Below are 15,454 nucleotides of genomic sequence, written 5' to 3' on the forward strand. Positions count from 1 at the left end.
TATGAGTTTTTTATCAAAGTCAGGAGCAATAAACAGTATTATAAGATTTATAGGTGGTTCTCAAATTGATGCCTAATATATTGATTAGTAGATTAAATACAGTCTGTTTCTTGAGCGCCTCCGATGTCTTCTGCGCGAAGTCCCAATTCTTTTTGCATCGATGATATCAGAGTGTTTTTTAAAGGAAAAAATACACAAAGCCATCAGGGATGCTACCAAAAACTCCATCTTATTACCCTCCTTGAAGATTGATAAGTAGAGCTAATACTTAAGGGAATTGAATGAGCTGTCAATGTAAATTTTTAAAAATAGGTTATTTCTTTATTGAAATCGGAAATAACCTATTTTTTCTTTCATATTAATAATATTTTCTTATGAATCTATCAAAAATAAATATATATGAGCAACTAGTTTCTAGGGGGAAGTATTTTAAAAAGATATGGAATAAATGCAGGTTTCATCAGGCTATCAAGCATTCAACCAAGAGAATATCGCTGTTTTGTGACTAAGTCTTAATTATCTATTATTACAGAGTTCACCCAATTGACATGTTAAATTTTACTTAACATGGTAAACGGCTCATAAAATAGTATCTTAAAAGCATCTTTTTTCACAGATTATTCCTTCGGAAATTTTCACTCGTGAAAATGATGAGGATAGGGCGGTGTTAAATTTTTTCCGGTAATTGATTTGAGGATTCAACTTGATTTAAAGTACCGGGTGAAATTTCAAGGATGTAAATTTATACCCGTTATACCTTGGGGATAATGCGTCCCATAGAGTGTAACCCTATTCGGCGTAAGGACGATAATGAGAAGTAAAAGTGAGGCCAGATGGCGTATTTTCAGCTTGATCATGCTGGTAGTGTTATTCTTATTGACAATCGTGTTGATTAAGTCAAGTTGAGGCAGCCATCAATCAATTACGCGTTTTCCTAGTGGACTCAGAAATAGATGAGGTGTTTACAACGATGAGGAGAAATAACCATTGATAACGCTGCATGATATGTGCGGTATTGTGGCCTCAGAATAAAGGTCAGCTGCATATTTCATCAATGTTAACTTTTCTTATTATCTGAGAATATCTTTACGTTTTGCGTTGCTCAGGAACAATATTCTTACATTTAATTGTGAAAATATTGTTCATGAATCATCTTGGCTGCAGCTTTCCTAATAGTAGAGCCTGATCATGAAACTGCCCGTAGGTGCTGTTGATGGCGCTTTGCTGTGTGGACTGGTCAATCAGCACTTTCAACTCCTCCATGCGCAGCTGTAATAGCTGTTTCAATTCTGCTTCGTTGTCCAGGATTTGCTGTAACTGATGGTGCAAGCTCTCCTGCATCGCCACGGTTGCTCCGGCACCCCCGGCGAAACCGGCAGTTTCCTCCACGGCTTTGACGTAGGCTATCTCCAGTTCAACCAGAGCGTCCCACTGATTGGTGTGTGCCAGGGCAATCATTTGGTTACTCAGGTGGTAAATCTGTTGATAGGCGGCTAACAGTTGTTGTTTCATTACACGACGTCCTGCTGAGGTTAATGGTTAGAGCCAATCTGGCGCCAGGCGTCGGCGATGTTTTCTAACAGGTTGGTAACTTCTTCAAGAGCGGTAACATCGTTATGCAGATTGGCCAGCATCAAACGGCGCTTCATATAATCGTATAGGGCGGCGAGATGGTCAGCAATTTCACCGCCTTGCTCGTGATCGAGCCCGTTGAGCAAACCATTGTCGATAATACCGATCGCTTTTGAAATAGCTTGCCCTTTACCAGGGATATTCCCCTGATTCATCAGGAGGCGTGCACGTTGCAGGTTGTTGAGTGCCCCGTCAAAAAGCATCATGATTAACTGGTGTGGGCTGGCGCTCAGTACACTACTTTCCACGCTGACTTGGGCATAGGCCTGCGTTCCGCTACGGTTATGCATATTATTTACCTGTCTAAAGGCGGTTATTTAGGTGCAAACTGTTGGGTTAAATAGGCGCTGGTACCGTTCAGTTTTGACATCATGGCGTCCAATTGCACAAATTGCTGCTTGTAACGCTCAATGGTGTTTTGAATGCTTTCACTGACGCGCGTGATCTGATCGTCCAGATCTTTAAGATCGCTACTGATACTCTTGGTGGACTCTTCAATTATGCCATCGGTTTTAATGTAGGTCTGGATTTCATTATGGATCTCGGTAGCCATACCGTGGTCTTTGCCATTGCCAGCAAAGAAATTTGCAACCTGCTGCGGTTGTTCTTCAAGCGCTTTTTTCAACTTATCACTATTGATCTCCAGCTTAGCGCTCTTGCTATTGGTATCAATCCCGAGATTACCCAACCCTTTCAGTTCAGGGTTATCCTGCGCGGTACTGAGTACGCTTTTAATTGATGATTGAATATTGCGCAGCATGTAGTCACCGAGCAGTGCACCGTTTTTGGTGCTCTGGTTTTCACCATGCTTCACTGGGGTATATTTAGTCAGGGAATTGAAGGTGTCTTGCAGGGCGTTATAGCTATCAACCCAGTTTTTGATTTTGTCGGCGGAACCGTTTATATCGGCGCTGATAATCAGGTTTTGTGGTTCGCCGGTTTTGGTGGTGGATTTAAGATCAAGCGTTACCCCCTGCAGTGCATCAGCAATTGAGTTGGTGCTGCGGGTAATTTCTGTGCCATTCACCCTGATCTTTGCATCTTGACCTTTAGCCGATTCAAACATCGGGTTAGCGTTCCCCTTCGCCGGATCGTAATTGAGCAGGTCGCCCAGTTGATCGTCGTTATTTACCTCAAGAGTGACTTTGCTATTTACCCCAGGCGTGGACGAACTTATCGCCAATTTATACTCCTGATCCCCAACGCGCATGATGGTGGCTTTAACTCCAGCGTTGGCTGTATTAATCGCGTCACGTATTTCCACTAGCGAAGTTTGGCTATCGCTGAGCGTGAGGGTGACGTTTTTGGGGGGATAACCTGCGGTGATGGAGAGGGTACGCTCAGTAGCTCCTTGGGTACCCAAGGCCGTGGTCTGATCTGCAATGCGGGCCATGGAAACCAGGGTTTGTGGCTGAGCCAGTTGCAGTACATCAACGTGGTAGTTACCTGGCACCGATTTGGCGTTAGTCGTCACGCTGAACTGTTCGTGTGCGCTGGCGCTGGTGTTGTCAAAAAAATCCCGCTTGGCCAGATCTTTACTCAGGTTATCGAACTTCTCCAACGCATTTTTCAGCGTGCCGTATGCGGTCAGTTTAGCGTTATGGCTGCTCTGCTGTGCAGTATAAGGCGCTAGGCGCAGTTGCTCTGTCCTGCTCATTTTATCCAGCAAACCGTTAAGATCCAGCCCTGAACCGATGCCTAATGAACTGATCGATGTCATTCGTGATACCTCCTGAGGTCAATGACTTATTTCTGTGTTATCGGCCTGGTCGCAGAAAAGTTTACGGCAAAATCCGCAAACCGATGGTGCAATAGAAGAGGGGAAAACGGCGTTATTTGTGCCATTGCTGAAAAATAAAAAAATTTAAAGGTTGTTGGGAGAGCGCCGATATCTGATGGGACGGTGGTTGACGCCGTGGCGAAATAAACCCGGAACTTTTAATGGTGAATGCGAATATCGCAACTGATTCGTAAGGAAAGTAAACTATGGCACAAGTCATTAATACCAACAGTCTGTCGCTGATGGCGCAGAATAACCTGAATAAATCTCAAGCTGCCTTAGGGACGGCCATTGAGCGTCTCTCTTCTGGTTTGCGTATCAATAGTGCGAAGGATGATGCAGCGGGTCAGGCGATTTCAAACCGCTTTACTTCGAATATCAAAGGGTTGACCCAGGCTTCCCGTAATGCCAACGATGGCATCTCTTTGGCACAAACCACCGAAGGCGCGCTGAATGAGGTGAACAACAACCTGCAGAACATTCGTCGTTTGACCGTGCAGGCGCAGAACGGCTCTAACTCGGCCAGCGATCTGCAATCGATCCAGGACGAGATTTCACAGCGTTTGAATGAGATCAATCGTATTTCTGAACAGACCGATTTCAACGGGGTAAAAGTGTTGAGCGGCGACCAGAAATTGACTATTCAGGTGGGTGCGAACGATGGTGAAACCATTGATATTGACCTGAGAAATATCAATGCTAAAACGTTGGGCCTGGATAAATTCAGCGTTGCGGATGGTATTGATACCAGCAAGGTGGCTGCTAGTGCGCCAGCCAGCGTACCAACAGGCAAGTCTGTGACTATCGATAGTAATGGTAAGCAGGCAAATGGTGCTGCACCAGCGAGCTATAAGACAGATGAGGCTACGGGGAAACTGTACGCAATTGGTACTGATAATAAAGCTTACGAAGTCACCGGGATCGATAAAGCGACCGGTAAAGTCAGCAGCATTGCTGCCGCAGAAACTGTTACTACCAGTATGACGTTGAGTGAGACAACCACCATCAAGCAAGAAGTTGCGCCAACGGGAGATTCGGCCACTAATCTGAGATCCTATGATAGCGGTAAATCCTACGTCATTCAGGAAGGGACGGGGGCCGATGCCAAGTACTTCAGTGCGACTATAGACAGCGATGGCAAAGTGACTAAAGGCGCTGAACAGACTGCCCAGACCAAGACGGTGGACCCGCTGGCGACGCTGGATAAAGCGCTTTCTCAGGTTGATTCCCTACGTTCTTCCTTGGGAGCCGTGCAGAACCGCTTCGATTCGGTGATCAACAACCTCAACAGCACCGTGAATAATCTGTCAGCCTCTCAATCCCGCATTCAGGATGCTGATTACGCCACCGAAGTGTCCAACATGAGCCGTGCCAACATCTTACAACAGGCGGGGACCTCGGTTCTGGCACAGGCCAACCAGTCAACTCAGAACGTACTGAGCTTGCTACGTTAATCCGTTTCTCGTAGCGAGATTCAGTCGCAAAGCCCTGCGCAACCTTGGTAGGGCTTTTTTACGCCCGTGCGCCTACATCAGAAGGCAAAACATAAATAGAGCGGGTTTTATGCGGTTGTTCTACCGATTAGCATTTTCCCCTTGTGGATAATAGATATGACCCTCTGATTTGCAGGTGTAAACAAGTGAGCGAACTGTATACCGCCGAAGGCGTCATAGATAAAAACTTTCTCTGGCAGCGTTACGTTTCGTTGGTACGCCACGAGGCGCTACGCCTACAGGTCAGGCTGCCCGCCAGCGTGGAGCTTGACGATCTGCTGCAAGCCGGGGGAATCGGGCTGCTGAACGCCGTTGAACGCTACGATGCCCTGCAGGGCACGGCCTTCACCACTTATGCTGTGCAGCGCATCCGTGGTGCGATGCTTGATGAACTGCGCAGCCGCGATTGGGTGCCACGCAGCGTGCGCCGCAACGCTCGAGAAGTCTCCAAGGCCATGCAGCAGTTGGAACAGCGCCATGGCCGCCCGGCCAGTGAAATTGAGGTAGCGCAGGCGTTGGATATTCCCCTGGATGAGTACCGCCAGATCCTGCTGGATACCAATAACAGCCAGCTCTTTTCTTATGACGAATGGCAGGAGGAACAGGGCAACAGCGTGGAAGCGTTATTGGCCGGGCATGAAGAGAACAATCCGTTGCAACAACTGTTGGAGGGCAACTTGCGTCAGCGGGTGGTAGAGGCCATAGAAGCTTTGCCGGAACGCGAGAAAATGGTGCTGACGCTGTATTACCAGGAAGAATTGAACCTGAAGGAGATTGGTGCAGTGCTTAATGTGGGCGAATCACGCGTCAGCCAGTTGCACAGCCAGGCGATCAAACGCCTGCGCGCGCGTTTGGCTAATGAGGTTTGACGCTGATGCTGCCTGTGGTTTCTCAACCTGATTATTGAAACGGATTGCACATTATGCCAGGAACCTCGTCGAAAAAGCGGCCACTCAACCGCTATCTGAAGGATTACAAACACAGCCAGACCCACTGTTTTCAGTGCGCCAAGCCACTTGGGCGTATGGCGTTGGTGTTTCGTGGGGAAATTATCAGCAAAGAAGCCATTGCGCGCATGGATCAACTGATTGATGAGCAGGTCTGGCTGAATATACAACATGAGCTGAGCGCACTTTGCCGATTTTGCAGTGAAATATCCTATAATAGCGCTGCCAATTACTTCGACATTCGAGCATTCAAGCAGTATCTGTTTGAGCAGACGGAGATGAACCACAGCACCATTCGTGAATACGTTGTGCGCCTGCGCCGGTTGGATCAGATGCTGGCGGCCCACAACTATCCTGCTGAGCAGTTTGCCAAGGGCATGAACCACCAGCGTATTATCAACGATCTGCCCGTAGCCGGGCACGACAGCTATCGCATTGCGTTGCGCAAATACGATCAGTATCTGGCTTGGCAAGAGAGTGACTGAGACGAAAGCAACCTGCGGCTATTGTATTTGCTCGAACAGGTGAACGCATCACAGCATTATTTTTTAGGATTAGACGATTACCGCATTATTTTCCTCCATATATCTCCCCGTAGCGCGGCAGATTGCACTTATGTTGTTCAAAACGCATTGCGTTTTTATCATGCAACTCGAATTATTTCGGGCAATTAAAGAGTGATTATTCAGAGCGCATCTGATAAATCTATGTTTTAAACGCCGTTATTTTACTCCCTGGGGGACGTTGTGAATCTGCAACAGCGATTGGCGCAGTTTCCGCGCCTGGACTTTGTTGGCTTAGCCACACCGCTCGAAAAGTTATCTCGCCTTTCTGATTATCTTGGCCGCGAAATCTACATCAAGCGTGACGATGTTACGCCAATGGCGATGGGCGGGAACAAACTGAGGAAGTTGGAGTTTTTGGCTGCCGATGCGTTGCGCCTGGGTGCCGACACCTTGGTTACGGCGGGGGCTATACAGTCGAACCATGTGCGCCAGACGGCTGCCGTGGCAGCCAAACTGGGCCTGCGCTGCGTGGCCTTGCTGGAAAACCCGATTGATACCAAAGCGGAAAACTACCTTAGCAACGGTAACCGCTTGCTGCTCGATCTGTTCGATGTTGATGTGGTGATGTGTGATGCGTTGTACGATCCGCAGTCACAACTGGCGGATTTGGCGACGCGCTTGGAAGCACAGGGTTTCCGGCCTTATGTGGTGCCGGTCGGGGGATCTAACGCTTTGGGGGCATTGGGCTATGTGCAATGTGCCTTGGAAATTGCGGCGCAAAGTCATCAGGTTACCTTCAGTTCGATCGTTGTGGCTTCCGGCAGTGCAGGCACTCATGCCGGTTTGGCTGTTGGTCTGCAGCAACTCTTGCCGGAAAGTGAACTGATTGGCGTGACCGTTTCGCGCAAGGTGATCGATCAGTTGCCGAAGGTCGAGCAAATCCAGCAAGCGCTGGCGTGTTCGCTGGAGATTGATGAACTGGCTCCGATCGCGTTGTGGGACGACTATTTCGCTCCGCAATACGGTATGCCGAATGAAGAAGGGATGGCGGCAGTACATCTGCTGGCCCAGCAGGAAGGCGTATTGCTGGATCCGGTGTATACCGGCAAGGCGATGGCGGGTCTGATTGATGGTGTTGCCCAGAAACGCTTTCGCGACGAAGGGCCGATCCTGTTTATTCATACCGGGGGAGCTCCGGCGCTGTTTGCCTATCATCCACAGGTGTGAGATGAGGTAGAGCCGCTATACTTCCAGCTGCAATGATTGAGGAGATATACCTCATAGGGGATATACCCGTTTTGCGCAGAATGTTGATATATTCCGATTCGGACTATATTTATTAATTTATATTCCTTTATACAGTCTGAACGGCTGTTAAAGTCCTGATCTCAAAAAGATAAACAACTGATGGGGTGTCTATGGTCTTTTCTAAAATCCGTCGTCAATGCCTGCTGGGCGTGATGGCTGTTGCACTGGTCACCGGGTTGAACGTTAAAACCTATGCGGCTGATAACCTGCTCGATCAGGTTAAAAATCGCGGTACGCTGATTGTTGGGCTGGAAGGCACCTATCCACCGTTCAGTTTCCAGGGTGAAGACGGCAAACTGGCTGGTTTTGAAGTGGACTTCGCTAACGCGTTGGCAGAGCGCTTGGGCGTGAAGGCTAAACTGAATCCAACGAAGTGGGATGGCATGCTGGCATCGTTGGAATCCAAACGTATCGATGTGGTTATCAATCAGGTAACTATCTCCGACGAACGTAAGAAGAAATACGACTTCTCAACGCCTTATACTGTTTCTGGTATTCAGGCACTGGTGAAAAAAGGCAACGAAGGCCAAATCACCAAGGCTGACGATCTGAAAGGCAAAAAGGTCGGTGTGGGTTTGGGGACTAACTACGAACAATGGCTGCGTGAAAATGTGCAGGGCGTTGATGTACGCACCTACGATGATGACCCAACCAAATATCAGGATCTGCGCGTAGGGCGCATCGATGCCATTCTGGTTGATCGCTTGGCGGCACTGGATCTGGTGAAGAAAACCAGTGATACGCTGGCGGTTGCCGGTTCGGCATTCTCGCGTCAGGAAGCGGGTGTAGCCGTGCGCAAAAACAACCCGGAACTGCTGGCCGCCATCAATCAGGCGATTGCCGAAATGCAGAAAGACGGGACGTTGGCGAAGATCTCTGAAAAATGGTTTGGCGCGGACGTAACTAAATAATGCATGAGAGTATTCAACTGGCGCTGGATTCAGCGCCATTTTTATTAAAAGGTGCCTTGTTGACTCTCCAGCTTAGCTTGGGGGGCATGGCACTTGGGTTAATGCTTGGTTTTCTGCTGGCGCTGATGCGCCTTTCGCCGATCTGGCCGGTGTCATGGTTATCACGCATTTATGTCTCTCTGTTCCGTGGTACACCGCTGATCGCACAGCTGTTTATGATCTATTACGGTCTGCCGCAGTTTGGCATTGAGCTGGATCCGTTCCCGGCGGCGCTGATTGGCCTTTCATTGAATACCGCAGCTTATACTTCTGAAACCTTGCGTGCGGCAATCTCTTCGATCGACAAAGGGCAGTGGGAAGCGGCTGCCAGTATCGGTATGACACCTTGGCAGACGATGCGCCGGGTGATCCTGCCGCAGGCGGCACGCACCGCGTTACCACCGTTAGGCAACAGCTTTATCGGGTTGGTTAAGGATACTTCACTGGCGGCGACTATTCAGGTGCCGGAGTTGTTCCGGCAGGCGCAACTGATCACCTCTCGTACGCTCGAGGTGTTTGCCATGTATCTGGCGGCATCGCTGATTTACTGGGTGATGGCAACCTTGCTTTCCGCCCTGCAAAATCGCCTGGAAGCGCATGTTAACCGTCAGGATCAGGAGTAACCGATGAGTGCTATTGAAGTAAAGCAGTTGGTTAAGCAGTTCAAAGGGAACACCGTTCTGCATGGTATCGATCTTGAGGTGAACTCCGGTGAGGTGGTGGCGATTATCGGGCCAAGCGGCTCGGGTAAAACCACTTTGCTGCGCAGTATCAATCTGCTGGAAGTGCCTGAATCGGGCACCATCCGCGTAGGGGATATCGAGATTGACGGCTCACGCCCGCTGAGCAAACAAAAACAGCAGGTACGCGCTTTGCGCCAGCAGGTGGGGTTTGTCTTCCAGAGCTTTAATCTGTTTCCGCACCGTTCGGTACTGGAAAACATCATTGAAGGGCCGGTGATCGTCAAAGGTGAGGCGAAAGCCAGCGCAGAAGAACGCGCTCGCGCACTGTTGGCGAAAGTCGGGCTGAGTGGCAAAGAGCAGGCTTACCCTAAACGCCTTTCTGGTGGTCAACAGCAGCGTGTAGCTATCGCCCGCGCGTTGGCGATGCAACCGGCGGTGATTCTGTTTGATGAGCCGACTTCTGCGCTTGACCCTGAACTGGTAGGTGAGGTGCTTAACACCATTCGTGCGCTGGCAGAAGAGAAGCGCACCATGGTGATCGTCACGCATGAGATGAGCTTTGCCCGCGACGTTGCCGATCGTGCCATCTTTATGGATCACGGTCGCATCGTTGAGCAGGGCCCAGCAAAAGAGCTGTTTGCTAACCCGCAGCATCAACGTACCAAACAGTTTCTGGATAAGTTCCTTAACCAATAGCCAGCGGTAGAAACCTGGCAGTCACGTTCAAATGGTGAAAATAAAGCGCCCCCTTCCTGATGGTTGGGGGCGCTTTAGTGAGGGGTAATCGCGTAGGCCGAACCTCACTTTTTCCAAGGCAACATTCTAATCAGAGTGTTATCTCGCATGACGTAATGATGAAATAGGGCGGCTAACGCGTGAAGTCCTATAACAAAATAACCGGCGCTGGCAATAAACTCATGAACTTCTTTTAAATTGTGCTGCAGATTACTATTCTGCTCATTGCTCACGGGCATTGCATAAGAAAAGAATGACCATTCGACCTGACCATAGTAAAGCGTCAGAATGCCGAGCAAGGGCAGGGCGATAAACATCAGGTAAAGAACACCATGTACCGCTTTTGACAGAACTATCTGCCAGTTTGGCGGCGCAGGGGTAATATCGGGTGCTTTGTGTGTCACTTTCAGGATAATTCGAATCAGCATCAATAACATAACGCTGCCGCCGCACGTATAATGGAGCGTCTTCATCCACTCTCGCGCATCACTGCCTTTCGGCGCAATTCCTTTTAATTCCATTGTTGCATAAGTCAGTACGATAAAAATAAAAATTATCCAGTGAAATAAAATCTGACTCGGTGCAAATTTATTGTTCATTATTTACCCTCTAATCTGTGACGATTAAATTTATACCACTTATATTAAGTTAACATTAAGAGCGGTGACACTGACCCCCTGTACAACCTATTTGTAACTCCAATTTTTTCAGTTTAACGCTATCTTCTTAAGAAGTTCTTAAGCGGATTGAGATTTTTAATCAATGGTAATATATTGGCTATGGCTTTCTGAGAAACTGTATAGGAAATGTAAAATGATTGATGAAAGTAATAATGAGTCTCATGAGCGTTTTCATGCGGCAAGAAAAAGTACCTGGGTAAGTGTCATTGTTAATTGCTTTTTAACGCTAGGGCAAGTTATTACCGGGTTGTTTTCTGGTTCTCAGGGGTTGATTGCCGATGGGATTCACTCACTCTCCGATCTGATTGCAGACTTTGTGGTGCTTTTTGCCAATAATAGAAGTAAAAAAGAGGCGGATGAAGATCATAATTATGGCCATCATCGATATGAGAATGGCGCATCATTAATCCTCGGATCTTTATTATTAATTGTTGGTGTTGGAATGTTATGGTCTGCCATAAATAAAATTCATAACCCTGACTCGATCCCTCAAGTGCATATTGTCGCGTTGTGGGTGGCGCTGTCGGCTTTGGTGTTTAAAGAGTTGCTTTTTCGTTACATGCTGGCGGTGGCAACGCGGGTTAAATCCAGCATGCTGGTGGCCAATGCCTGGCATGCTCGCTCTGATGCAGCGTCCTCGCTGGTCGTCGCTCTGGGGATTATCGGTAACCTGCTAGGCTTTAAATTTCTTGATCCTGTTGCTGCACTTATCGTGGGTCTGATAGTTGCTAAAATGGGATATTCATTTATGGCTGAATCTTTGCACGACTTAATGGATCGAGCGGTTGATAGTAAAACTGAAGAGGAAATAAAATCAACCTTATTAGCCACTGAAGGCGTAATGGGGATTCATGATTTTAAAACCAGAAGAATGGGTGACTTGATTATTGTTGATGTGCATTTGGAAATTGATGGTGATTTATCTGTCAAAAAGGGCCATGAAATTGCTGTCAATGCCAGAAAAGAAGTCTTAAACAATCATCGGGTGTTAAACGTTATGACACATGTAGATCCTTATCCTATTCAGCAGAATTAAAATAAATATTGAAGTCGCAAGCATTGAAAATGCTCAGAATTCAGCCTCATACCAAAAGGCTATTACAATGTGAATATTGTGCTCCAATGAAGCTGGTGACAGTGCCTGGAGCCGCCTGAGCTTCCCCCATTGACCCATGACTGGTGGTTTGCATCATGAAACAATTTTGGTCCGCTAACTTGTTGGTACTTGCCGTGTCTGGGGCCGCGCTGCTTGGTGGCCTTGGTCTACTTTGGGGGGGCCAGCAGGAAATGGCGCATTGGGTTTGGCTGGGAGGCTCCGTTCCTGCGCTTGCGCTTTTGCTCTATGACACACTGCGTGCACTTGCCAGGCGTGAAGCGGGTGTCGACATGTTGGCTTTAATCTCCATCAGCGGTGCCATGGCGTTGGACGAATATCTGACGGGGGCGGTGATTGCAGTCATGTTGGCCAGCGGCAGGTCTCTGGAGAGTTTTGCGCAGCGTCGTGCAGGGCGAGAAATGTCAGCTTTACTGGCCAAAGCCCCCAGAACCGCCAACCGGTTTGAGCAAGGTGAACTGGTTCAGATCCCGCTGGAGCAAGTGATGCAGGGCGACCGATTGCTGGTGCGCAGTGGCGATACCGTTCCCGTTGATGGCCGCTTAGCTTCGGCATTAGCCGTTTTGGATGAGTCTACGCTGAGCGGTGAGTCGACGCCGGTTGAACGCCGAGTGGGTGAGGCTCTGCGCAGTGGCGTACTCAATGCTGGTGCTCCTTTTGAAATGTTTGCGACGGCTAAAGCGGACGAAAGTACCTTCGCCGGTATTATCCGGCTCGTTTCTGCTGCCCAAAGCTCCAAGGCACCCGCATCCCGTCTTGCGGATCGCTATGCGCTGTGGTTTGTTCCCCTGTCGCTGGCAGTGGCTGGTATTGCCTGGTTTGTAAGCGGCGATCCGGTGCGTGCATTGGCCGTGCTGGTGGTCGCAACGCCTTGTCCTCTGATCCTTTCTGTTCCGATCGCCATTGTGTCGGGTATGTCGATATGCGCAAAGCGTGGGGTTCTGATCAAGGGCGGTGGCGCTTTGGAGCAACTCGCACAGGCCAGGGTATTATTTTTTGACAAAACCGGGACATTGACGGGTGGGCAGGCGCGCCTGGTTGCTATCAAAACCAGTAACAGTGTTACCCCTAATAACGTGCTGTTTGTTGCTGCATCGATGGATCAAATGTCTGGGCATGTGATCGCCAGCGCGGTGGTCGACGCTGCACGGGAACGGGGGCTTTCTTTGTCTCTCCCCACAGCAGTTCAGGAGCAAGGGGGAGCTGGCCTCAGCGGCGTACTCGATGGGAGACAGGTCGCAATCGGCTCTTACGCCTTCGTTTCCGAGCGTGTGCCATCACCAGAATGGGCACCCGCGTTTCTGCAAGAGGTAGCGGAAAACGGCGGGGCGGCGGTATTTGTCGCTCTGGATGGAAAAATCACCGGGGCTTTACATCTGGCAGACCAGATCCGGGTAGAAACTCCACGCGCTTTGCGTTTACTGCGTAGGGCTGGAATTAAGCGCATAGTGATGCTCACAGGCGATAATCAGCAGATCGCCGAAACTATCGGTGCTGCCGTGGGCGTTGACGAGGTTCAAGCCGAACAGACTCCGTTAGGGAAACAAACCGCAATCGAAGCAGGCCGTTCTTTGGGCAGCACGATGATGGTGGGTGATGGTGTGAATGATGCCCCCGCACTGGCTGCCGCTGATGTGGGGGTGGCTATGGGCGCGCGCGGAGCCGCTGCGTCGTCTGAAGCGGCAGATGTCGTACTGCTGGTGGATCGGCTCGATCGTCTTGCCGAAGCGCTCCACACGGCACGTCTTACACGCTTAATCGCCTTGCAAAGTGTGATTGCCGGTATGGGGATGTCTGCAGTGGCGATGCTGATTGCAGCATTCGGCTATCTTCCCCCGCTTTACGGTGCATTGCTGCAGGAAGTGATCGACGTCGCCGTTATTTTGAATGCCTTGCGTGCGCTACGGATTGCACCGCTGCGCGTCAGCCGCCACAGTTTATCCGCAACCCAGCAACAGACCCTACGCGGTGAGCACCAGGCACTCGCTCCCGTGCTTGAGCACCTGACTTACTTCGCAAATGAACTGAATGTAATAGCACCGGCACAAATCAGGCAAGCGGCGGTAGATTTGGAAACGATGCTACAAGAAAAGCTATTTCCCCATGAGCGGGCCGATGATACTGAGGTGTACCCGGTGCTGGCTGAACTTTTGGGGGGCGATGATCCGATGGCGGCGATGAGCCGCACTCACCGAGAAATCTTTGAGTTGGGCCGACAGCTACAGCGTATCATTAAGGCAATGCCGCTGGACGGAGGGCCGAAAACAGAAACCATTACTGAGTTGCAGCGTGTTTTATACGGTTTGGATGCCATTTTGCGCTTGCACTTTGCTCAGGAAGAGGAGATTTACCAAAATCTTGAGTGAGTAAAGGGAGTTGTGGAACCTGGCGCGTTGGAGCCAGCATATTCTCAGCCGTCCAGGTATATTGAGGGATTGTTCGGATATTGTATGTTCCTGCGGGACGTTACAGCCCTGGCAATCCCTAGTTTTGTTGTTGCTAACCGTATCAGTTCATCAGCGCTGCCCAGCCATGCAGACCCATGTAAATGCCCACAGCGGCAATCAGGATGCTTGAAAAATAAGGTGCCCGGCGAGCCAGAGTGTTAAAGCCGTGCCAGCGTGTTGTTGCTTGCCTGACGCTATAGGCGGCAGCCACGCCAACAACGACCAGGGTTATTGCTAAGCCAATGCTGAAACACAGCACCAATGCGGCACCTAATGTGAATGCTTTCACCTGGATACACAGCAGCAGTACGGTTATTGCTGCCGGGCATGGGATCAATCCCCCCGTTAAACCGAAGAGAATAATCTGGCCGGTCGTTACATTTTGATTGGTAAAACGACGTTTGATATCGTTCGCATGTGCTTTTTCATGGGCATCCTGGTACTCCTGCGAAGAGATATCCAACCCTTCTAACGCAGAATGGTCATGTTCGTGGTGATGCTCGTTGAACTCGACGTCATAGTCGTGTGAATGACCACCATGCCCCAACGATAAACGTGCAGTGAAGCTATGTGGTTCTGGAATCGAGAGTATCGATTGCAAAAACCCGTCTTTTTCCTCAAATTCAAAAATCTGTGAGGCGCCTTTCTCACGCAGAGTCGTCACCGTGACCGATTTTGCCCCCCAGCGTTGCCCTGACACGTTTCTCAATCGCCAATGCGGTGGCATGCCATCTTCAAAAATAGACAGCTCAACCTGACCATGACCAGTATCAATCAGGTGTGATTCATCATGCTCATGGTGCGCATGCTCTGTCTTCCATTGCTGTTCACCGCGCCAGGTTCGCCAAAACATCCAAAATGCGGTACCCAGGATGATGATGGCGGAAAACAGTTGAAAATAAGGTTCTGTTGCCTCTGCGGTAAACTGGCGGCTTAAATACATACCGCCAAAGGCGATCAGCCACACGATGGCTGTATGAGAGACTGTTGCGGCTAGCCCTAATAGAACCGCTTGTTTCATGGTGCCACGAATGGCAACAATGAAGGCGGCCATCATTGTTTTGGAGTGCCCGGGTTCAAGGCCATGCAGTATGCCAAGCAGAATGGCACTGGGAATAAACAACCAGGCATTACCGATACCTTGTTGCAACAATGAAGAAAAATCGGTCATGGGATGCC

14 protein-coding genes are annotated in these 15,454 nt (G+C 49.5%); 9 read left to right on the forward strand and 5 right to left on the reverse strand.

What is annotated here, in order from left to right:
* Positions 1-1,149: 1,149 nt before the first annotated feature.
* The 3 genes from fliT to fliD are packed head-to-tail and all read right to left on the reverse strand — an operon-like array spanning position 1,150 to position 3,352.
* The gene (fliT, locus tag IV04_RS12295; protein ID WP_037404268.1) at positions 1,150-1,512 is read right to left on the reverse strand and encodes a flagella biosynthesis regulatory protein FliT; all 363 of its coding nucleotides are present in this window, start codon (positions 1,510-1,512) and stop codon (positions 1,150-1,152) included.
* A 20-nt stretch (positions 1,513-1,532) separates the two neighbouring features.
* Positions 1,533-1,922, reverse strand: coding sequence for a flagellar export chaperone FliS (gene fliS, locus IV04_RS12300; protein WP_037404269.1), 390 nt, complete (start codon positions 1,920-1,922; stop codon positions 1,533-1,535).
* Between the two features lie 23 nt (positions 1,923-1,945).
* Positions 1,946-3,352: a flagellar filament capping protein FliD gene (fliD, locus tag IV04_RS12305; protein WP_037440860.1), complete on the reverse strand. Its 1,407-nt coding sequence runs from the start codon at positions 3,350-3,352 to the stop codon at positions 1,946-1,948.
* A 266-nt stretch (positions 3,353-3,618) separates the two neighbouring features.
* On the opposite strand from fliD, the gene IV04_RS12310 reads away from it, so the two are divergent.
* From IV04_RS12310 to tcyN, 7 genes are all read left to right on the forward strand, one after another.
* Positions 3,619-4,866 (forward strand): flagellin FliC, encoded by a 1,248-nt coding sequence (locus IV04_RS12310; protein ID WP_037393727.1) that lies wholly within the window; start codon positions 3,619-3,621, stop codon positions 4,864-4,866.
* Between the two features lie 185 nt (positions 4,867-5,051).
* A complete protein-coding gene (locus IV04_RS12315) occupies positions 5,052-5,774 on the forward strand; it encodes an RNA polymerase sigma factor FliA (RefSeq protein ID WP_037393724.1) in 723 nt (240 codons plus the stop codon).
* Between the two features lie 53 nt (positions 5,775-5,827).
* A complete protein-coding gene (gene fliZ / locus IV04_RS12320) occupies positions 5,828-6,337 on the forward strand; it encodes a flagella biosynthesis regulatory protein FliZ (RefSeq protein ID WP_037393722.1) in 510 nt (169 codons plus the stop codon).
* 261 nt (positions 6,338-6,598) lie between these two features.
* Entirely contained in the window at positions 6,599-7,585 is a 987-nt protein-coding gene (locus tag IV04_RS12325; RefSeq protein WP_037393719.1) for a D-cysteine desulfhydrase, read from the forward strand.
* A 191-nt stretch (positions 7,586-7,776) separates the two neighbouring features.
* A complete protein-coding gene (gene tcyJ, locus IV04_RS12330) occupies positions 7,777-8,577 on the forward strand; it encodes a cystine ABC transporter substrate-binding protein (protein ID WP_037393716.1) in 801 nt (266 codons plus the stop codon).
* Entirely contained in the window at positions 8,577-9,239 is a 663-nt protein-coding gene (tcyL, locus tag IV04_RS12335; protein WP_037393713.1) for a cystine ABC transporter permease, read from the forward strand. Before tcyJ ends, tcyL begins: the two co-directional genes overlap by 1 nt.
* Before the next feature lie 3 nt (positions 9,240-9,242).
* Positions 9,243-9,995: an L-cystine ABC transporter ATP-binding protein TcyN gene (gene tcyN / locus IV04_RS12340; protein ID WP_037393710.1), complete on the forward strand. Its 753-nt coding sequence runs from the start codon at positions 9,243-9,245 to the stop codon at positions 9,993-9,995.
* 104 nt (positions 9,996-10,099) lie between these two features.
* On the opposite strand, the gene cybB is transcribed toward tcyN, so the two are convergent.
* Entirely contained in the window at positions 10,100-10,633 is a 534-nt protein-coding gene (cybB, locus tag IV04_RS12345) for a cytochrome b561 (protein WP_037393708.1), read from the reverse strand.
* Positions 10,634-10,847: 214 nt separating this feature from the next.
* On the opposite strand from cybB, the gene IV04_RS12350 reads away from it, so the two are divergent.
* Complete coding sequence (locus IV04_RS12350; RefSeq protein WP_037393705.1) at positions 10,848-11,750, forward strand: cation diffusion facilitator family transporter; 903 nt, start codon at positions 10,848-10,850, stop codon at positions 11,748-11,750.
* 155 nt (positions 11,751-11,905) lie between these two features.
* Positions 11,906-14,194, forward strand: a complete 2,289-nt coding sequence (locus IV04_RS12355) for a heavy metal translocating P-type ATPase (RefSeq protein WP_037393702.1) — start codon at positions 11,906-11,908, stop codon at positions 14,192-14,194.
* A gap of 142 nt (positions 14,195-14,336) precedes the next feature.
* Here the strand turns inward: IV04_RS12355 and IV04_RS12360 are convergent, their stop codons facing one another.
* Positions 14,337-15,446: a nickel/cobalt efflux protein RcnA gene (locus IV04_RS12360; protein WP_037393700.1), complete on the reverse strand. Its 1,110-nt coding sequence runs from the start codon at positions 15,444-15,446 to the stop codon at positions 14,337-14,339.
* Between the last annotated feature and the right edge of the window lie 8 nt (positions 15,447-15,454).

Origin of the sequence: Serratia sp. Ag1, from assembly GCF_000743355.1 — a bacterium.
Taxonomy (GTDB): domain Bacteria; phylum Pseudomonadota; class Gammaproteobacteria; order Enterobacterales; family Enterobacteriaceae; genus Chania.